General features: G+C 72.6%; 16 protein-coding genes and 4 pseudogenes. 13 read left to right on the top strand and 7 right to left on the bottom strand.

Annotated elements, in window-relative coordinates; genetic code table 11:
• Window positions 1-189: 189 nt before the first annotated feature.
• Window positions 190-2,268: a PhoX family protein gene (locus HDA41_RS20635; RefSeq protein WP_184985979.1), complete on the top strand. Its 2,079-nt coding sequence runs from the start codon at window positions 190-192 to the stop codon at window positions 2,266-2,268.
• Window positions 2,269-2,317: 49 nt separating this feature from the next.
• Here HDA41_RS20635 and HDA41_RS20640 read toward each other — a convergent pair whose 3' ends face one another.
• Both HDA41_RS20640 and HDA41_RS20645 read right to left on the bottom strand, forming a co-directional pair.
• Window positions 2,318-3,316 (bottom strand): endonuclease/exonuclease/phosphatase family protein, encoded by a 999-nt coding sequence (locus HDA41_RS20640; protein ID WP_184985981.1) that lies wholly within the window; start codon window positions 3,314-3,316, stop codon window positions 2,318-2,320.
• A 43-nt stretch (window positions 3,317-3,359) separates the two neighbouring features.
• Window positions 3,360-4,202 (bottom strand): alpha/beta fold hydrolase, encoded by an 843-nt coding sequence (locus HDA41_RS20645; RefSeq protein WP_184985983.1) that lies wholly within the window; start codon window positions 4,200-4,202, stop codon window positions 3,360-3,362.
• A gap of 75 nt (window positions 4,203-4,277) precedes the next feature.
• Here HDA41_RS20645 and HDA41_RS20650 point away from each other — a divergent pair, with 75 nt between their 5' ends.
• On the top strand, window positions 4,278-5,624 hold the full coding sequence (locus HDA41_RS20650) for an aminotransferase-like domain-containing protein (protein WP_184985985.1): 1,347 nt from the start codon (window positions 4,278-4,280) through the stop codon (window positions 5,622-5,624).
• Here the strand turns inward: HDA41_RS20650 and HDA41_RS20655 are convergent.
• Both HDA41_RS20655 and HDA41_RS20660 read right to left on the bottom strand, forming a co-directional pair.
• Window positions 5,521-6,489 carry a hypothetical protein gene (locus HDA41_RS20655; RefSeq protein ID WP_230299477.1) on the bottom strand — a complete coding sequence of 323 codons (969 nt, stop codon included), beginning with the start codon at window positions 6,487-6,489 and terminating at the stop codon, window positions 5,521-5,523. The two genes, HDA41_RS20650 and HDA41_RS20655, sit on opposite strands and share 104 nt — an antisense overlap.
• A gap of 91 nt (window positions 6,490-6,580) precedes the next feature.
• Complete coding sequence (locus HDA41_RS20660; protein ID WP_184985987.1) at window positions 6,581-7,021, bottom strand: hypothetical protein; 441 nt, start codon at window positions 7,019-7,021, stop codon at window positions 6,581-6,583.
• 255 nt (window positions 7,022-7,276) lie between these two features.
• Between HDA41_RS20660 and HDA41_RS20665 the strand changes: the two are divergent.
• The 7 genes and pseudogenes from HDA41_RS20665 to HDA41_RS42295 all read left to right on the top strand — a co-directional run.
• Window positions 7,277-7,839: pseudogene (locus HDA41_RS20665) on the top strand (serine/threonine-protein phosphatase); the annotation flags it as partial.
• Between the two features lie 117 nt (window positions 7,840-7,956).
• Window positions 7,957-9,018: a serine/threonine-protein kinase gene (locus HDA41_RS20670; protein ID WP_184985989.1), complete on the top strand. Its 1,062-nt coding sequence runs from the start codon at window positions 7,957-7,959 to the stop codon at window positions 9,016-9,018.
• Window positions 9,019-9,141: 123 nt separating this feature from the next.
• Window positions 9,142-9,477 carry a hypothetical protein gene (locus HDA41_RS20675; RefSeq protein ID WP_230299476.1) on the top strand — a complete coding sequence of 112 codons (336 nt, stop codon included), beginning with the start codon at window positions 9,142-9,144 and terminating at the stop codon, window positions 9,475-9,477.
• Between the two features lie 4 nt (window positions 9,478-9,481).
• Window positions 9,482-12,001 (top strand): caspase family protein, encoded by a 2,520-nt coding sequence (locus HDA41_RS20680; RefSeq protein ID WP_184985991.1) that lies wholly within the window; start codon window positions 9,482-9,484, stop codon window positions 11,999-12,001.
• The gene (locus HDA41_RS20685; RefSeq protein WP_184985993.1) at window positions 12,001-13,413 is read left to right on the top strand and encodes an extracellular solute-binding protein; all 1,413 of its coding nucleotides are present in this window, start codon (window positions 12,001-12,003) and stop codon (window positions 13,411-13,413) included. Before HDA41_RS20680 ends, HDA41_RS20685 begins: the two co-directional genes overlap by 1 nt.
• Before the next feature lie 82 nt (window positions 13,414-13,495).
• Complete coding sequence (locus HDA41_RS20690) at window positions 13,496-13,924, top strand: hypothetical protein (RefSeq protein WP_184985994.1); 429 nt, start codon at window positions 13,496-13,498, stop codon at window positions 13,922-13,924.
• A 380-nt stretch (window positions 13,925-14,304) separates the two neighbouring features.
• Complete coding sequence (locus HDA41_RS42295; RefSeq protein WP_230299475.1) at window positions 14,305-14,427, top strand: DUF397 domain-containing protein; 123 nt, start codon at window positions 14,305-14,307, stop codon at window positions 14,425-14,427.
• Here the strand turns inward: HDA41_RS42295 and HDA41_RS20700 are convergent.
• Both HDA41_RS20700 and HDA41_RS20705 read right to left on the bottom strand, forming a co-directional pair.
• Entirely contained in the window at window positions 14,417-16,417 is a 2,001-nt protein-coding gene (locus tag HDA41_RS20700) for an Ig-like domain-containing protein (RefSeq protein WP_184985996.1), read from the bottom strand. The genes HDA41_RS42295 and HDA41_RS20700 overlap by 11 nt on opposite strands.
• A 162-nt stretch (window positions 16,418-16,579) precedes the next feature.
• Complete coding sequence (locus HDA41_RS20705; RefSeq protein ID WP_184985998.1) at window positions 16,580-16,960, bottom strand: MerR family transcriptional regulator; 381 nt, start codon at window positions 16,958-16,960, stop codon at window positions 16,580-16,582.
• Window positions 16,961-17,019: 59 nt separating this feature from the next.
• Here HDA41_RS20705 and HDA41_RS20710 point away from each other — a divergent pair, with 59 nt between their 5' ends.
• Window positions 17,020-17,817 carry an SDR family NAD(P)-dependent oxidoreductase gene (locus tag HDA41_RS20710; RefSeq protein ID WP_184986000.1) on the top strand — a complete coding sequence of 266 codons (798 nt, stop codon included), beginning with the start codon at window positions 17,020-17,022 and terminating at the stop codon, window positions 17,815-17,817.
• 7 nt (window positions 17,818-17,824) lie between these two features.
• Here the strand turns inward: HDA41_RS20710 and HDA41_RS20715 are convergent, their stop codons facing one another.
• Window positions 17,825-17,995 (bottom strand): hypothetical protein, encoded by a 171-nt coding sequence (locus tag HDA41_RS20715; protein WP_184986002.1) that lies wholly within the window; start codon window positions 17,993-17,995, stop codon window positions 17,825-17,827.
• 115 nt (window positions 17,996-18,110) lie between these two features.
• On the opposite strand from HDA41_RS20715, the pseudogene HDA41_RS42720 reads away from it, so the two are divergent.
• The 3 pseudogenes from HDA41_RS42720 to HDA41_RS20730 form a co-directional block, all read left to right on the top strand.
• Window positions 18,111-18,476, top strand: a pseudogene (locus HDA41_RS42720) (helix-turn-helix domain-containing protein); the annotation flags it as partial.
• Between the two features lie 96 nt (window positions 18,477-18,572).
• Window positions 18,573-18,863, top strand: a pseudogene (locus tag HDA41_RS42725) (zinc ribbon domain-containing protein); the annotation flags it as partial.
• Window positions 18,864-18,892: 29 nt separating this feature from the next.
• Window positions 18,893-19,291 (top strand): annotated as a pseudogene (locus HDA41_RS20730) (tetratricopeptide repeat protein); the annotation flags it as partial.
• Window positions 19,292-19,307: the final 16 nt, after the last annotated feature.

A 19,307-nucleotide genomic window follows, 5' to 3' on the forward strand; every position in this document is an offset into this window, starting at 1 on the left:
AGGGTCGAGGATGGGCGCCTCCCCCTGTCAAGGGGGACATCCGGCCTGCGAAGGTGTCGCCGTGCTGAATCGTCGTAACTGCCGTAAGGACGCCACGGGTTCACCGGCTGTTCACCCTGACGCCCGGCTGCCGCACATATGTGCCCCTACGGTCACGCTGACACCATGGGCATCCAAGGAGAGAGCAAAGTGCGAAAGCTGCTGCCGTTGATAGGAACGCCGTCCGGTTCGCACCCTGGCGGCCGGTCCGCCATGACCTGTCGTTTCCGGTGTGGTGACGCCTGCTTCCACGAGGTGCCCAACACCAGCTCCAACGAGTACGTCGGCGATGTGATCGCCGGTGCGCTCAGCCGGCGGTCGATGATGCGGGCCGCGGCTGTCGTGACCGTGGCTGCCGCCGGAGCGGGGGCCGTGGGTGTCGCGCAGGCTCCGCAGGCCGATGCCGCCCCGGCCGGCACCGCCGCCGAAACCGCTCGGCGTACACACAAGGGCGCGCGCGGGCTGCGCTTCGCGGCCGTCGCACCCAACACCGCCGACGCCGTGACCGTGCCGGAGGGGTACCGGCAGAACATCGTCATCCGCTGGGGCGAGCCCATCCTGCGCGGCGCGCCCGCCTTCGACCCGGAGAAGCAGACCGCCAAGGCGCAGGCGGGGCAGTTCGGGTACAACTGCGACTTCCTCGCGCTCCTTCCGCTGCCCGGGGAGCGGAACAGGCAGTTGCTCGTCGCCAATCATGAGTACACCGACGAGGTGCTCATGTTCCGGGGGTATGACTCCGCCAACCCGACCCGGGAGCAGGCTGAGATCGCCTGGGCCGCGCACGGTCTGTCCGCCGTCGTCGTGGAGGGGGACCGGAAGACCGGGAAGCTCACCGCCGTTCCGCGGCATCAGCTCAACCGGCGCGTCACCGCCACCACCGAGTTCCGGCTGACCGGGCCCGTCGCCGGGTCCGAGCTCGTGAAGACCTCCGCCGACCCGAGCGGCACCAAGGTGCTCGGCACCCTCAACAACTGCTCGGGCGGCGTGACGCCGTGGGGCACGACGCTGCACGGCGAGGAGAACTTCAACCAGTACTTCGCCAACAGCGGCCGGGCGACCGACAAGCGGTACGGCATCGGGACCGGGGCAAGCGAGCGGAAGTGGGAGCGGTTCGACAAGCGGTTCGACGTCGCCCAGGAGCCGAACGAGGCGCACCGGTTCGGGTATGTGGTGGAGTTCGACCCGTACGACCCCGGCTCCACGCCGCGCAAGCACACCGCCCTCGGGCGGTTCAAGCACGAGGCCGCCACCGTGCGGCTCACGCGCGACGGGCGGCCCGTCGTGTACTCGGGTGACGACGAGCGGTTCGACTACTTCTACAAGTTCGTCGGCAGCAAGCGGATGCGGCACGGCAGCGGCAGGGCCGTGCGGGAGCACAACCTCTCGCTGCTCGACGAGGGGACGCTGTACGTCGCCAAGCTCACCGGTGACTCCCCCGCCATCGAGATCGACGGCACGGGCAAGCTGCCGAACGACGGTGAGTTCGACGGGAGCGGCGAGTGGATTCCGCTGGCCACGGCCACCGCCGACGGTGCCGTCTCGCACGTGGACGGGATGAGCGCCGAGGAGGTGTTCGTCTTCACCCGTCTCGCCGGTGACAAGGTGGGCGCGACGAAGATGGACCGGCCCGAGGACATCGAGCCCAACCCCGTCACCGGCAAGGTGTACGTCGCCCTGACCAACAACAGCAACCGTGGTGTCGGCTCCAACGCCAAGGCGGACGAGGTCAATCCGCGCAACGCCAACAAGCACGGGCATGTCCTGGAGCTCACCGAGCGCTGGAACCGGCCCGAGAGCACCAGGTTCGCCTGGTCGCTGTTCCTCGTCGCCGGTGACCCGGACGACCCGGCGACCTACTTCGCCGGGTTCCCGAAGGAGGGCGTCAGCCCGATCTCCTGCCCGGACAACGTCGCCTTCGACCCCTACGGCAACCTGTGGATCTCCACCGACGGCGCCCAGCTCGGCTCGCACGACGGCCTGTTCGGCGTGGCGACCCGGGGTGAGCGGCGCGGTGAGCTGAAGCAGTTCCTGACCGTGCCGAAGGGTGCCGAGACCTGCGGTCCGATCATCCAGGACCGGCGCGTGCTGGTGGCCGTGCAGCACCCGGGCGAGATCGACGGCGCGTCCGTGGAGAAGCCGGCCAGCACCTGGCCCGACGGGCCCGGGACGTACGTCCGGCCGGCGGTCGTGGCCGTGTGGCGTGCGGACGGCTGCGACATCGGCGTCTGACCGGAGGGTGACTCATGGGGGGCGCCTGTCCGGCGTCCCCCTTCCTCTCTCACCTGCGTGAGTGCAGCGTCAGGTCCGTCACCACCGCCCGGTGATCCGTGTCGGCCAGGTCCAGGACGCGCGTGCGGTCGGCCGCGAAGTCCTTCGACACCAGGACGTGGTCGATCTGCGTGCCGAACGCCGGGGCCGTCACGGCCGGCCAGGTGGCCGTGCGGTCGGCGTCGTCCAGGCGGGCGGCGTCGCTCAGGCCGGTGTCGAGGATGCGGCGGAAGGCGGCGTGGTCCTGGGAGGCGTTGAAGTCGCCGGCCAGGATCAGGGGGGCGCCGGGGTCGGTGGTGGCCGCGTCGCGCAGGGCGCCGAGTTCCCTGTTCCAGAGGTCCACCTGGCCGGGCAGCGGGGGCATGGGGTGGGCGAGCTGGAGTCGTACGGGATGCCCGTCGACGTCGGCGATCGCCCCGGGCATGCCCATGGTGCCGGGGACGCCGTCGGTGGGACGCAGCGGGAAGCGGCTGAGGATGACGGAGCCCTCGGAGCCGCCGCCCTCGACGGCCCGGCGGTGCGGGAGGTCCTGGGAGAGGTCGTCCTTCAGCCGCGCGTCACACTCGTATTCGCATTCCTGTACGAAGACGATGTCCGGTTTCTCGCGGCGGACGGCGGCGACCAGGGACCCGGTGCCCTGCCCGAACTCGACGTTCGAGGTCAGCACGCGCAGGTCGGCGACCGGGCGGCCGGCCGGGTCGCCGACCTTGCCGTACGGCCCGATGAACCAGGCCAGCGGGCCGAGCAGGACCACTCCCCAGAGCGTGCCGAGCCACCACCGGGACAGCAGGGTGAGCAGCAGCGCCAGGCCGGTGGGCGCGAGCAGCCAGGGGAGGAAGGCGAGGACCTGCGGGACGGGCGTGACGCCGTCGCTGTCGGCCGCCCGGAAGCCGACGGCCACGCTCACCGCGGCGAACAGCAGGGCGGCGCACCAGGCGCCGAGCCGCCGTCCGGGCGGACGGTGCTCCGGCCCGTCGGTGGCGGTCCACTCGGCAGCGGCGGTGTCCAAGGCCCGGCCTTCCGTTCGCGAGGTGGGATGCCCGAATCCTCCCTCAAAGACGGGGTGGGGCGGCGGAAGGTTGCTGCCGGCCGACGTCCCCGGGCCGGGCAGCATCGACGCGGGCCAGGAATTCCCCGAGTGCCCTGTCGAACTCCGCGGGACGTTCGAGGTTCGGCATGTGGGCCGCGCCCTCGATCACGTGCAGGGCCGAGTCCGGGAGGGCCGCGTGCATGGCCCGGGCGTCGGAGACGGGGGTGTAGGTGTCGTCGGTTCCCACGACGACCAGGGCCGGGACGGTCACGCGGGCCAGCAGGGCGGCGTAGTCGGGGCGCCGGGCGCGGGCGCGCAGGGCCGCGGCGGCGCCCTCGGGGGAGGTGGCCGTCATCATGCGGTGGACGTGCGCCTTGACCTCGGCGGGGGCGTACGGGGCGACCATCCGCTCCAGGACCTCGTCGGCGTAGCCGCGCATGCCCTCGCGCAGGAGGCGGTCCGCCATGGCGTCGCGGGTGCGCACGCCCTCCGGGGTCTCCGCCGCCGGGAAGGTGTCCGCGAGGACCAGGCCGCGGACGCGGCCGGGGAACAGGCGGTAGCAGTCCATCGCGATCTGCCCGCCCATGGACAGCCCGGCGAGGACGAAGGACTCCACGCCCAACTCGTCGAGCAGGGCCTCGATGTCCCGGGCGAACCGCGAGAAGTCCGTGACGGCGGGGGTGGTCGGGGAGGCGCCGTAGCCGCGCAGGTCGGGGGCGATGACGCGGCGGGCCGCGGAGAAGGTGCCGAGCTGCGGGGCCCACATCGTGCGGTCGAAGGGGTGGCCGTGGACGAGAACCAGGGGGACAAGGGGCTGCCGGGAGGTTACGGGGCCTTTGTCCTCGTATGCGAGGAAGGGTGCCATGGGGCGACCTTAGGCAGCTCCCACTACTCAGTGCAATAAGATCTTTGCTCTCGGTGCAATCCAAGGGGGAGACCGATGGGTGACTACCGCCGTATCGCCGACAGGATCGCCGACGACATCGCCAGCGGGCGGCTGAAGCCCGGTCAACGGCTGCCGCCGCAGCGGGCGTTCGCCCGGCGCCGGGGGATCGCCTCGTCGACGGCCGGGCGGGTGTACGGCGAACTCGTACGGCGTGGGCTGGTCGTCGGCGAGGTCGGGCGCGGCACCTTCGTCCGGGCCGCCCCGGACGGGCCGACGGGGCAGGCGCTCGTCGAGCCCGGCGCGGCCGACGCCCTGGTCAACCTGGAGCTCAGCTACCCCAGCGCGCCCGGCCAGCCGGAGCTCCTCGCCCCCGTGCTCGCGCCGCTGCTGCGTCCCGACGTGCTGGCCGAGGCACTGCTGCCGGCCGCCGCCACCGGTACCGAGTCCGCCCGGGAGACCGTGGCCACGCTCCTCGCCACCCCCGGCTGGCGCCCCGCCCCGGACCGCCTGCTGTTCACCGGCAACGCACGGCAGGCCATCGCCGCCGTGCTGGCCTCCCTGGTCCGGCCGGGTGGCCGGGTCGGCGTGGAGCAGTTGACATATCCGCTGGTCAAGGAGATCGCGGGGCGGCTGGGCATCATCCTGGTGCCGCTGGCCGGTGACGCGGCCGGGCTGCTCCCGGAGGCCGTCGCCGCCGCGCACCGTTCGGCGCCGCTGTCCGCCCTGTACGTGCAGCCGACGCTGCACAACCCGACGTCCCTGACGACGACTCGCCCTCGACTGCTGCAACTCGCCCGGCTGGTCCACGACCTGAACCTGCCGGTGGTGGAGGACCGCATCTGGTCCTTCCTGCACGAGCCGGGTGATCCGCTCGCCGCTCACGCCCCCGCCCTCACCCACGTCGTCGACGGCCTCTCCAAGCGGGTCGCGCCGGGGCTCACCGTCGGTTTCCTCGTCGTGCCGCCGCACCGGGCCGGGGCCGTGGCGGGTGCCGTGCGGACGGGCGGGTGGAGTGCGGGGCGGTTCGCGCTGGAGGCGGCCGTGCGGTGGGCCGGGGAGGGGACCGTGGAGCGGCTGGTGGCGGCCAAGCGGGCGGACGCGGCGCGCAGGCAGAAGATCCTCGCCGAGGAACTCGCGGGCTTCGCCGTACGGTCCGATCCGCGTGCCTACTTCGCCTGGTGGGAGCTGCCCGCTCCGTGGCGCGCGGACACCTTCACGGCGGCCGCCGCCGCGCACGGCATCGCCGTCACGCCCGGCCCCGCCTTCGCCGTGGCCCGCGGTCACACGCCCGACGCCGTCAGGCTCGGGCTCGCGTCGGCTCCGGAGGCGGATCTGCGGCAGGCGCTGCGGACGCTCGCGCGCGTCGCCGCGAGACGAGCCGGGGACCGTACCGGCTCGTGAACCACGAGCCGAGCGCCACCGTCAGGCCGAAGGCGAGCAGCAGCCAGGACACCGTCACCAGGGTGCCCGTCAGGGCGTCGTAGACCGCGCCGGCGGCCGGGCGGTGGAGCGCGTCGGGCAGGTCGGCGAGGGTGAGGCGGCGGCCGATCGCGACGGCCAGGACGAGCAGCCCGCCGCCCAGCGCCGTGCCGAGGCCGAGCGCGGTGACCGCGCGGCGGCGGCACGCGGCGAGGGCGGTCCCGGCCACGGCGCACACGGCGGCGGTGAGCGGCAGCCAGAAGGCGGCGGTGTCCAGCACGTGGTACCCCTTGCGCAGTCGGTCCACGTCGTCGGCCGGGAGCACCGGGACCCGGGCGTGCGGGACCGGGATGCGGTGGGCGAACGGCACGTGGTCGTCCGTGAGTTGGCGCTTGACCCGGGCGACGACCGGCGCGAGGTCGACGGTGACCTCGGCGGCGCGCGTGCCGTCGTCGCGCAGGGCGCGCAGCACGGCGGCGTGGACGGCCTGGTTCGCCGCGTCCCACCCCGTGCGGAACGCCTCGGTGCGGGTGAACGACCGCACCGCGTCGTGCACGAAGGGCCCGAGCGTGCCGGGCGGCGGGCCGGTGTCGAGCTTGTGCCCGGCCTCCCGCATGATGCCGTCCCCGACGGCGTCCGCGACCGCGCGCCGCACGTCCGGGTCGGCGGCGAGCGGCGCCATCGTCCGGACGTAGCGGTCGGTGTCGGTCAGCCCTTGCGTCGCCCAGGAGGCGAGCGTCCCGAACGGCACGAGCAGGCACGCGAGGACCAGCAGAACGGCCGACAGGGCCTTCCGCGGTCGTAGGGGCGCCTGCTCGCGTGCGGACGCCTGTTCGCGCTCGGACACCCTTCCAGGCAAGGCGCCACGGGCCCGGCCCGCGACCGGCGTGACTGCATTCGGCCCACAGGCCGAGCCGAACGTGTCGTACCGGCCTGGGTCAGTCGACACGCCGGCCGGACGCGTCCTCGCGTGTGTAGTAGCGGTAGAACAGCGTCACGAGGACGCCCGCGCCGACCACCAGTCCCACCCCGGTGGACCGCAGTACGGACTCGCCGGTCTGGCTGTAGAGGAAGCCGATCGCGCAGCCGGTGAAGGCGAACCAGAGCAGGGCGTGCGGTTCGCGCCGCAGTCGCGGGGCGACTTTCCGCACGGCGGTGTACAGCACGGCGAACACGAGCGCGGTGAGGAAGCCGAACAGCAGGTTCCAGCCCGTGATGGGCCCGGCGTCGCGCCGGTTGGCCGCGGCCCAGTAGCCGTAGACGAGCCCGAGGGCGACGGGCACCGCGATCTTCGCCATCGCATGGGTGCGCGGGCTGAAGACATCGGGTGTACGGCGCCGGGTGGTCGCCCTGCGTGAGGCGGGTGCCGCATGAGCCATGAGAGCTCTCCTCTCTCCCTGCCCCCGCCTACCAGCGCACACCGGCGGGGACCCGACGGCAAGTCGGCGGAACGCGCGACGTACCGCACGGACCGGATGCGGCCCGCGCGGCCCCGTGCTTCGCTGGGGCCGTCAGGCGCCGCCGCCGGGGGCACGGTCTGCTCGACCGGTACCCCCGGGCCGGCCGCCGGGCCGGGGGTACCGTCCGGCCGCCGGGCCGGCGTGCGGCGGCAGGAGCTGCCGCAGGTGCGGGACCAGGCCGGGCTCGCCGACTTCGTCCTGGTCGCGCTCGGCGGCACCCTCGCCACCCTGGCCTGCTTGGTCCGGGTGCGCGCCGAGCACCGCATGCTGCACATGCGTGACGTCACCGACACCATCCGCCGCACCGTGCTGCGCCCTCCGCCGCCCGGCTGGGGCGGCCTCGACCACGCGGGCGTCTACCTCACCGCCGACACCCATGCCCGCGTCGGCGGCGACTTCTATGGCGCAGCCTGCCGGCCCAGGGCGGGCTGCCGCTCGGCCTTGGGGACCTCGCGCCCGGCCCGCCCGCGGTACGGCGGCCGCGGGTGGCCGCCGACGAGACGCCGCTGCTGGTGACGGACGGCGTGACGGACGGCGTGACGGACGGCATGACGGAGGCCCGGGACGGCGCCGGGGCGTTCTACCCGCTCGCCGACGAGGTGGCCCGAGCCGTGGCCGCCGGCCCCCGCACCGCCGGTCCGGACCGCCTCGCCGCCTTCGTACGGGACGGCACGCTGCGGCACGGCGGCGGGCGCCCGGCCGCCGTGCCGCACCGTCTTCGCCGTGTGCCGCCGGACCGTCCCCTAAGAGGGGGGCGAAGCCCCCGAAGGCGGACGTTTGCGGTCCTGAGGCCCACCTTTGCAGCCGCAGCGGTTACGGTGCTGCCGTACGTGATCGACAGGGGGAGGGACGAGATGCCCGGAACCGTGCTGCTGCTGGCGGCCTCGCCGGTGGGCAAGGGGCGCCTGGTCGACGCCGCGTCCGTCCTCCCCGTCCTGGCCGCCGTCCCACCCGGTGTGCTGGCCGGCACGGACACCGCGAACGTCGTCGAACTGGCCGATCCGCTGGAGCCGCAGGCCGTCCTCACCCGGCTCCGCGCCGCCGCGGCGGCCCCCGGCCCGCTCACCGTGTACGTCACCGGCCAGCTCCAGCTCGACCGCCGCCAGCGCCTGCCCCACCTGGCGCTGGCCCGCACCACCGCGTCCACGGCCCGCTACACGGCCTTCCCCTGGCACTGGTTCCGGGACGAACTGCGGCTCAGGCCGGCCGGCGCGACGACCCTCCTGCTCGACCTGCACGCGGACGCCGAGACCTGGGAGCTGCTGCGCGCCACCCCGCTGGACTCGGGCCGCGGCAACGCCGTGCACGGCCGCATCGCGCCCCCGCCGTCCAGACGCACGGTCGCGGCACCGGCGTACATGAAGGCCGTCGCGACGATCCTGCGCAGCGGGTTCCGGCCGCCGCTGGAGCAGTTGCACCAGCAGGCGCTGGCCCGGATCGCGCCGGAGAGCGCGGGCACGGACCTCGTCCTGAGCACCCCGGGCCCCGCGGCCGGTGACCCGCACGCCGCCATCACCGCCGCCGTCCAGTCCGGCCGCCACTCCGACGCCGACGCGCTCGCCGCCCGGTACGAGCAGGCCGCCGTCGCCGCGCACGGGCCGGCGTCCGAGGAGGCCCTGCACTGGGCCGAGGTCCGGGCCGACCTGGCGATGTTCGCCGGGGACGCGGGCCGCAGCTGCCACACCTGGCTGACGGTGGCCACCGTCCGCCTGAACGCCGGGCAGGCTCCGGACGCGCCCGCCGTCGAGGCCGCCGTGGACCGGGCCCACCACCAGTGGGGCCAGATCCGCGACACCGCGCGGGCCCGCGAACTGGGCGCGGCGCTCGCCGAGTTGCGGGGGAGGGTCCCCGGGCGGCGCGTGGGAGCGCTCGATCATGTGCAGCGGCAGTTGCGGCAGTTGCAGACCCAGGCCTAATACGCGTGCGCCGTGTGCGCCTGGCGTGAAGGGGGCGTGCAATCGCTTTCGCGGGTCGCGTCACAGGTCTGCCGCCGAGGCCTGACCCGGTGTCATGATGTCGGGATGACAGAGGGGGACCAAGTGTCTGTTTTAGGCGTGCGCGTCCGGCTGGGCGCCGGCGGGACCGTGGACGATGTCAGAGCCCTGAAGGCATGGCTGGAGCGGGAAGAGCCGCTCGCGGAACTGCTCTCCAAACAGAAGCTGCGCATCGAGGCGCAGACCAGCACGGACGGGACCAAGGGGCGGCTGGGGCCCGACCTCGAACTCGTCCTGAAGCTGCTCGGTGACGTCGTCACGGTCGCGGCACTGACCGAGTACACCGCACGCGCGGTGAAGGCCTGGGCGAACAATCGCCGCAGGCTCCAGGGCGGCGATCCCCAGCCACAGATCCGCCCGCTGGACACCGACGGGGAGTAGGCGGGTGAGCCGCTTCGACCCGCGAGGCGATGTGAACCGGGCGCTGCTGGTCGGTGTGTCCGAGTACGACCACACGGCACCGGATGATCTCCAGGGCGTCACCGGCCAGCTCCCCGCCGTGCGGCACAACCGGACGACACTCGAGGACGCGCTGCACCGGGGAGCCGTGTTCGACGTGCACGAGGTGAGGGCTCTGGCCTCGCCGACGCCCGACGAATTCACCGGGGCACTGCGCCGCGCCTGCCGGGAGGCCAAGGGGTTGCTGCTGCTCTACTTCGCCGGGCATGCCGTCACCTCCACCTCCGGCAACGAGCTGCACCTCCAGATGCGTACCGCCCGGGTGCTCACGGGAGACGGGCTGCCCGGCTCGGTGAGTTTCAGCGAGGTGCTGGGCGAGCTCGTCGAGAGCCGCGCCCAGCAGGTGGTGGTGATCCTCGACTGCTGCTACGCGGGCAACGCCGCGGGCATCTGGCACCGCTTCGACGATCCGCAGCGGAAGAAGCACAAGGTCCTGCTGCTGATGAGCGTGCAGCCCAACCACTGCATCCTGGGCGGCGACGCCGACGTCCCGACGCCGTTCACCCGGGAACTCGTGCACGTCCTCGACGAGGGCGGGGAACTGTGGCTCTCCGAGCTGTACGCCGCGGTGAAGCAGCGGATGGCCGAGGCGAAGTACAAGGCGGAGGACGACGACTCGCAGCGGCCGCAGGCGCTGGCCCCCCCCTGGGACCTGGACACGGACGTGCTGCTGGCGGCGGGCCCGGTGACCGTGCCTCCGCCGGACCCGGTCCCCCGCTGGCTCCTCTGGCTCCGGCGCACGCTCGCCCGCGCCCGGGAGGCCGTCGGACGGCTCGGCCGTACCGGCCTGGCGATCGTGCTGGCGCTGCTCGCCATCGGTGCCGGCGGCTACGGCGTCCTGGTCCTGACCGGCGATTCCGGCCCGTGCGCCCCGGCACTGGAGCTGCGTCTGCTCACCGACCCCGACCTGGAGCAGGCGATGAAGGCGGCCGCGGACGCCTACGTCGCCTCGGACGCCAACACCACGGACGACGGCTGCCGGCGCAGCGGCGTCACCGTCTACAGCGCCGGCGCCGCCGGTGTCGTGACCGCGCTGGGCAAGCGGACCGACGCCTGGCAGCAGCCGCGCGACGACGACAACCCGCAGCGTGACATCGGCCCGCAGCCGGACGTGTGGATCCCCGGCACCCGCGCGGACGTCCGCCGGGTCACCGCGGCCTACCAGGACCGCGTCTTCGCCCAGCTCCAGCCGGACACCCGGCCGTTCGTGTACTCGCCCGTCGTCCTGGCCGTCCCGGAGGGCCTGGACGACGCCGTCGAGCCCACCGGACAGTCGCTGTCACAGCTGATCACCGGCCTTGAACGGGCACCCGGCGAGGCCGAGGTGCACCGCCCCGACCCGGAGTTCGCCGACGCGGCGCTGCTGGCGACGACGGGCCTGTACCGCGGCGGAGCCGAAGCGCGCCACGCGGAGCGGCTCCTGACCCAGTCCGGCCGGCCCGAGTCCTCCGCCGCCGGGCTGCTGTGCACGCTGCCCGACGTCGACGCCGTGGACGACCGCAGCGCGGCCCTGGTACCGGAGTTCCTGCTGCGCAGCGGCGTCGGCTGCCACCCGGCCACGCGTGCCCCGCGCTCCGCCGCCTACCCCGACGACGTCCCCGGCCTGGAGCCGACGTTCGTGCGGGTGCGCTGGGAGGACGGCGAGCGGGACGCCGACGCGCGGGACGCCGAGGTGGCCCGCTTCCGCTCCTGGCTGACCGGCGACGAGGGCCGGCGGGTGCTCGGCGAGCAGGGCTTCAGGTCCGCGCACGGCGAACGACGCCTGCTCGATGCGAAGGCGGCCCCCGAGGGGCTGACCGACGAGGTCCGGCCGGGGGACTCCGCCGACCCGTCGGAGCTGGACAAGGCGCTGCAGCGCTACGGCAACGCGCACGGCCCCGGCCGGGTCCTGTACCTCCTCGACAGCTCCGGCTCGATGGCCGGCCTGTGGGACGGGCCCAGCGGTGGCCCCGGCATCCTCCGGCAGACCCTGACCGGGCTCGGCGGGGAGGACGAGTACGGGGTGTGGGCCGTGCACGGCCTCAAGGGCCGTACGCACACCGGCCTCCTGGACTTCGGCACGCACAACCGCCGGGACGCCGAACGGGCCCTGGGCGCCGCCCGGGTGCGCAACGCCGAAGCCGATCCGTCCGCCGCCCTGCTGGACGCCCTGGCGTTCATGCGGGAGCGCGGCGCCGCCGACGAGCGGCCGCAGCTGATCGTGTACCTCACCGACGGCGAGGACGACAACCGCCTGACCGGAGACGGACTGGAGAAGGTGGTCGACCGGGCCCGGACCGCCGGCGTGCCCGTGGCCATGGTGACCCTGACGAACGGGGCCTGTGACCGGGACCGCCCCGGCACGCGGATCGCGGAGGCCGGCCGGGGCCGCTGCCTGGACGCCGGGGACGACCTCGTGCCCGCCCTGCGCGACGAGGTCGCCCGCACCGGAACGGGGGAGGAATGATGACCCGACGCCTCAAGGCCGCGCTGTCCCTGCTGTCGCTGCTGACGCTCGCGGCCTGCACGAGCGGTGGAGTGCGGCAGCAACAGCAGCCGCCGGGCGCCGACACCTCCTTTCGGATCGTGGTGGCCAGCGGCCAGGACGTCACCGGCAAGAACGGCATACGCCAGCAGCTCATCGACGCCTGGAACGCCCAGCAGGGCGAACACGGCTACCGGGCCCGCCTGGTGGAGCTGCCCGGCTCCGCCGACCAGCAGCGCAGCCAGCTGATCGGCGCCCTGCAGTCCGGCAGCGCCGAGTACGACGTGGTGAACCTGGACGTGACCTGGATCCCGGAGTTCGCCGACGCGGGCCTGATCCGCCCGCTGGGCGACACGGCCGTCAAGGACCCCGAGGACCTCATCCCGTCCGTGGACAGCACCTCGTACTGGGACGGCAAGCGGTACGCGGTCCCCTTCAACAGCGACGCCGGCCTGCTGTACTACCGCAAGGACCACCTGGTGAAGGCCGGTACCCCCCGGACCGACCTCGACGAAGGCGTCACCTGGGACAAACTCCGGGAGCTGCTCGTCCCCCTCGACAGAGCCGAGATCAAGGACCACGAGGCGATCTGGACCACCCAGCTCGCCGCCTACGAGGGCCGTACCGTCAACGCGATCGAGGCGTTCGCCTCGGCCGAGGAGGGCTTTCGGCTGACCGACGACGACGGCGACTACGTGGCGACCGAGGAGCAGTTGACAGCGGGGATGACCGAACTGCGGAAGCGCACGGAGCCGCCGTACCTCCTGGAGGGGGCCGCCGAGTCCCGCGAGGCCGAATCGCTCAGCGCCTTCGCCGAGGGCCGCACCACCTTCCTGCGGCACTGGCCGTACGTCTACCCGACCCTGCACGAGACCTTCGGGGCCAACCTCGGGGTGACCCGGCTGCCCGGCAAGTCCGTCCTCGGCGGCCAGAACCTGGCCGTCACCTCGTCCACGTCCGAGCAGCGCGCCGGGAAGGCGGCCGAACTGATCGCGTTCCTCACCGACCCCGACAGCGAACGCTGCCTCCTGCGCGCCGGTTTCGCCGCGACCCGCACCTCGGCCTACCAGGAGGCCGGCACCGCCCCGGAATGCCGGCACGCCCCCGCGTACGCCGAGGGCCCCTCGGCGTCGCCCGGCGGCGAGAGCACCGCCCGCCTGGCCCCCGACCGGATGGCCGACGGCACCAGCTACTCCCGCGACATCCTGCTCCCGGCCCTGCGCGAGGCGGTACACCGCCCCCGCACTCCGCTCTACGGAGCGGTGACCCACACCCTCACCACCGAACTCGACGCCCTGTACGGCCCGCCGAAAGGGCCCGGCGGAAGCCGGCCTGGTGACGCGGAGGTCGCGAAAAGCCTTGACGAGGCGTTGAGGGAAATTTTGCCCGGTTGAATCTCCTCCTGGTGATGTTCACATTTCCTCCGTTGCTTGCGTGTGTCCCCGTGGGGGAATTTCCGCTGTCATCACCTTCGCCATGACCGGTGCGCTGTGCGGCGTCGGGGCGCAGGCGGCACAGGCCGCTCCGGCACAGCCGGAACTGCGCGCCGGAGCGGACGAGATCTGCGCGGTCCTCGGGATCGGCAGCGGCGCGGCGGGCCTCACCGAGGCGCTGGCCAAGGGAGCCTCGTGGGTGGGCATCGGCGCCAGCATCGGGTGCTACGCGTACACGAAGGCCAAGGAGGCCACGCCGGCGCAGAAGAGGGCCGCGATGATCGCCTCCAACAAGAAGTACCAGGCGATGAGCGACATCAAGAAGCTCGATGCGCTGGGCTACTACTGCCGCAAGAAGAGCGGCGGTGGTGGCGGCACGGATGTCGCACCCGCCAACCCGACCGTGAAGATGGGGTACCGCGACATCAAGATGAAGGGCGTGACGTACAAGTGCACGGCGACCGGGGACTGACCGGCCGGCGCGGCCCGGGCTATGGAGAACGCCTGCTGTTCTCCATAGCGCTGGTCGTGGTGAGCCTGCTGTGGATCACGCAGGACATGGCGACGTGGGCGACGGCGGCCTGTGCGGTCGGCGCGGCCGGTGGAGCGGTCGGGGTTTGTTACTTCGGCCGGCATTACATTCGCGCCCGCGGGAATTCGCACTAGTCGAATTCATCCCTGGAATTCACTCGTCGAATTCCTTGCCCGGCATCACACTCGAACCAGACGGTCCTGCCGGGCCGGTCGGGCAGGGGAGTCCAGGCCCACCGGCCCGTCACGGCGTCGACGATCAGCACGCCGCGACCGCCCTCGGCGAGTTCGTCCACAGCTGTGGACAGCGGCGGTGATTGCGTGGAGGTCGCCGACCTCGGTGCTCCCGGAGTCGGCGTGCGCGACTCCGAGAAGCCCGAGGCCGGGACCCTCACCGTCTCTCCGTTGGCCTATGCCGTCTTGGTGGCGTACGTCAGCGGGTGAAGACGAAGTACTTCCATGCGCCGTACGTCGTCGTGTTGACGTTGTCGCCCGACGTGGGGTCGATGTAGGACGAGCGGATCCGGAAGCGCGGACCGACCGGCGGCGTGCCGTCGAGCGTCACCGCGTCCTTGCCGTAGCGGTCGAGGGCGACGTACTCCGCGGTCGTGGTGCGCCACGCGCCGTCGGAGTAACGCTGGACCTGGAGCTGGTACTTGCGGCCCGGGTACATCGACATCGTCGTGTTGTGGACGGGGTCCTTGGACTGGCGGAAGTAGAAGTACTTCTGGTTCCACGCGGTCGCCGACTTGTAGGAGCCGCTCAGGGACGTCGAGACCTTGACCCTGGTGTAGACCGAGTTGGTGACCGTCTTCGGGGCGTAGCGCGTGTCGCCCGTGAACTTCGCGCTGACCTTCGTGTCACGGGTCAGGTGGACCGTCGCGGAGAGGTCGCCGGCCGAGTTGACCGTGCCCTTCTTCACCAGCGTGTTCGGCTTGTCGGAGCCGTACGGGTCGGCCCAGATCTCGACCGTGCGGTTCTTGTACGTCGTGCCGAGGTGCGCGGTGAAGGTGACGTCACGGCCGTGGTCGTACACCTTGCCGTTGTTGGTCAGCGTCAGCGTGGTCGCCGTCTTCGCCACGGTCGTCGATGCGGAGGCCGTGGCGCCCGCGTGGTCCGCGTCGCCCGCGTACGTGACCGTGTACGTCACCTTTCCGCCGGCCGGCGGCGTGTCCGTGAAGGAGTACGAGCCGTCTGCGGCGACCGTCGCCGTGCCGAGCGGCTTGCCGGAGGGGGACTCGTCGTCGGTGCGGGTGACGGAGACCTTCGTGCCCGTCGGGAACGGCGCCGACGAGGACAGCGTGCCGGTGAGGGTGAGGGCCTTGGCACGGGTGGCCGTGGCGGGGGCGTTCGCCGTGAGGGTGGTGGACGTCTTCGTCGGGGCGTCGAGGATCCGCAGCGCGTAGACGTTGTTGTCGTTCTCGGAGATCGCGAACAGCTTGCTCTCGTCGGGTGCCCAGGCCAGGCCGGCGGGGGCCAGGGTGTCGGCGCCGCTGCTGTTGCCGGTGTTGGGGAAGTCGTACTGCCTCAGCGGTATCGAGGTGCCCGGCTTGAAGACGTGGACGTCCGGGTCGTACCAGGAGAACGTGCCCGCCGCGACGTCGCCGTTCGGGGCGATGTCCACCGCGTTCGGGTAGGTGTTGGTGACGTACTTGCCGTCCGCGGACAGGTCCGTGAGCTTGTAGACGGCCTGGTAGTACGGCGCGCCGCTGGCCGTGACGACATCCTTGCCGTCCGGCGTGACCGCGAGGTCCTGGAGGTTGCCGCCGCCCGTGCTGCCCGGGTCGAAGGCGTACGCGGTACGGCTCGCCGTGCCGGAGGAGACGTCGTACACGGCGAGTTCGACCGGGCTCTGGCCCGGCGCGCCCGCGGCGAGCGTGCCCGGGGCGCCCGGGGAGGCGTCCAGGATCGGGGCCTCGTAGAAGGTGCGGCTGGTGTCCTGGCCCAGGGTGACGCCCGGGTCGGTGGCGTTCGGGTCGAGCGAGCCGATGTTGCCGTCGCCGGAGGCGCCGTAGCTGAACCACAGCTTGCCGCCGGCCAGGGCGACGTAGGCCGGGCCGGCGCCCTGGCCCGTGGACCAGCGGCGGGTCTCGGTCGCCGTGGCCGTGTCGATCGCGACGATCGCGGTCGCGTCGTGCACGGCCGCGTACAGGGTGCCCGAGTCGGACGACAGCTCCAGGCCGTGGACGCCGGGCAGCGAGCCGACAGTGCCGACGACCGTGCCGGCGTAGTTCGTGACGACGACCTGGCCGGCGGTCGGGTCGCTGATGAACACCCGCTGGTGGACCCCGTCGACGACGATGTCGCCGGTCGACTTCAGGGGCAGGGTCGTGCTGGAGTCGGCCACCGCCGACCCGGCGCCGGTCGCGACCAGTGCGACGGAGCTGAAGAGGACCGCGAGCGCTGTGGCGGTAGGCAGAGTGCGTCTGCGCACGATGTTTTCGAACCCCCCGGAACGAAAGACGTGAGGGCCGGACGCGGTGACTGGGCGCGCGTGCGGCCGTGAGTGATCGAAGGTTAGGGGATCGCACTGACAGCCGGGTGAACCGATGCCCAAGAGATGGGTGAGAGCACCGCGGAAGGTGTGCCGGGGCCGCTATCCGTCGCAGCCGGCCCGGGCGGTGACCGGTTCGCCTGCGTGAATGATCGAGCCGAGCATGGCGTGGGCGGCTTGGAGCTGTTCGATGGAGCGGCCCAGGCGCTCGCGTTCGTCCTTGAGGTCCTGCGCCATTTCCTCGCAGGTCGGCGCCAGGATGGCTCCCTCGTCGGCCATGCAGGGCAGCACCTCCCGGATCAGGTCGGTGTTCAGCCCTGCCGCGAGCAGGATCCGGACGCGGCGCACGGTGGCCACATCGGACTCGTCGAACTCGCGGTAGCCGCTGGCTCGCCGCTGCGGTCGCAGCAGCCCTTGCTGCTCGTAGTACCGCAGGCTCCTGGTGCTGACGCCGGTCCGCCTCGACAGCTCGCCGATGAACATGTGACTCCCGGCACAGAAGTTTGACTCTGACATCAACGTCAAGGTTTAGCTTAGCCGCCATGACAACGACTCACAGCACCCAGGAATCTCCCACCATCGATCCGAAGGCCCTGGCGGGTAAGAAGGCCGTGGTCACCGGCGGCACCATCGGCATGGGCCGGGCCATCGTCCAGGCCTTGACCGACCGCGGCGCCGAGGTCATCTACACCGGGCGCGATGACCAGCGACTCGCCGAGGCCCAGGCGGCACTCGACACCCCGCTGGCCCACCCGGTGCGCTCCGACGCCACTGACGCCACTGCCATCGCCGCCCTCGGCGATCAGGTCGCCGACCGCCTCGGCCGCGTCGACTACCTGTTCGTCAACCAGGGCATCGCCGAGTTCCAGACGCTCGAAGAGGTCACCGAGGAATCGTGGGACCGCATCTTCGACGTGAACGCCAAGGGCGCCTTCTTCACCGTCCAGCGGCTGGCGCCGCTGATGTCCGAGGGCGGCTCCATCGTGTTCACCACTGTCTCCAACGACCAGATCTTCCCGGGTCTCAGCGCCTACTCCGGGGCGAAGGAGGCCGTCGCCGCCTTCGCCAAGGTGCTCGCCGCCGAGCTGCTCCCCCGCAAGATCCGCGTCAACGCGATCGCCCCCGGGTTCATCCTCACCCCCACCATGGGCGTCGCCGAACTGACCGACGAGCAGCGCGCCGAGTTCGTCGAACAGGGCAACGCCTCCACGCCGATGGGCCGAGGAGGCACCGTGGAGGAGATCGCCGCCGCCGCGCTGTACCTGGCCGTCGAGGCCACCTTCACCACCGGCGTGGAACTCCCCGTGGACGGCGGGTTCGGCCAGGGCCTCGGCGCATGACCGAAGCCTAGGGCGACTCCCTGCCCCCCTCGACCTCCAACTGGGCACCGCGCAGTTCGGGCGGATCCGCCGCTCTCGCCGGCCCCGCGTTCGCCGCCAGCAGTAGGGTCGCGACGGCGACCACGGCCGCGGCGAAGCCTCTGGCGTACCGATCGGCGGTGCGTGGGCGTTCGAGCACGGCGACCTCGTAACAGGGGCGGCGACTATGACAGCAGTGTGTTAAGCACGCTTATCTCTCGGTTTAACCTAGGGGCAGCCCGAGCCGAACGGCAAGAGGGGCAGGGGGAGTCGGCGTGGGGGAGCGTGACGATCCGGGGACCATCGGCCGTCGGGTGCAGCGGTTATGTGTCGAACGCGGCTTGACGCAGCGGCAGTTGGCGGAACCCGCGTACACCCCCGCCTATGTCTCCACCCTGGAGTCGGGCCGGGTGCGGCCCTCCGACGACGCCCTGCGGCATCTCGCCGGGCGGCTCGGTGTCGCCTTCGACGAACTCGCCACCGGTCGTTCGGCCCGGCGCGTGACGGAGTTACGGCTGCGGCTGACCGAGGCCCAGCGCGTCTTCGCCGTCGGCGAGGCCGAGGCGGCGGCGGAGCAGTACGCCGAGCTGCTCGTCGAGGCCGAGACGTACGGGCCGCCCGGGGAACAGGCCGCCGTGGTCAAGTCCGCCAGGGGCACCGTCGAGAACCCGGGGAAGAACGTCGCGCAGAAGTCTGGTCTGAACCGCTCCATCAGTCAGGAGGCATGGGGACGCACCGTGACGATGCTGACGTACAAGGCCGCCCGCCACGGCGGCACCCTGCACAAGGTCCCCGCCCCCGGAACCTCCCAGCGCTGTTCGATGTGCGGCTTCACCACGCCGGGCAGTCGGGAGTCCCAGGCCGTGTTCGGGTGCAAGAACGAAGACTGCGGCTGGTCCGGCAACGCCGACCACAACGCGGCCCGGAACATCTTGCACCTGTACCGGACGGGCCGCGCGCTCATCCCGGCTGCCGGGAGGGCAGTCGTCAGGCGTGCTCGCCGCGTCAAGCCCGCCACCGCAAGGTAGGCAGGAATCTCCCGGCTTCAGCCGGGAGAGCACTTCAAAGCACCCAGGTCGCCGTCGAACTGGCCGACGTGCTCCACCGGCGCGGCGAGTCCGACGAGGCGGCGGCCCTGCTGCACGGCGTCCTCGACGACCTGTCGCCCGAGCGCGGCGCCGTCCACTCCGCCGCCGCGCACCGCCTCCTCGGCATCATCGCCGAGGACGCCCGCCGCACCGAGGACGCCGAGGAGCACTACGTCCGCGCCCTGAGCCTGCTGGAGCGGGCGGGCGCGGCCGGCGACCTGGCCGACCTGTGCCGCCTGCTCGGCGACCTGCTGCGCCGCACCGGGCGGGTGGAGGCGGCCCTGGACGCCTACCGGACGGGTCTCGGCCACCGCACGGCCCCCGGCACCACCACCCTCGGGCCCGCGCCCGCACAGCCTCCCCTCTGAGGGAAAAGGGGCTTCC

Origin of the sequence: Streptomyces caelestis, from assembly GCF_014205255.1 — a bacterium.
GTDB lineage: Bacteria > Actinomycetota > Actinomycetes > Streptomycetales > Streptomycetaceae > Streptomyces > Streptomyces caelestis.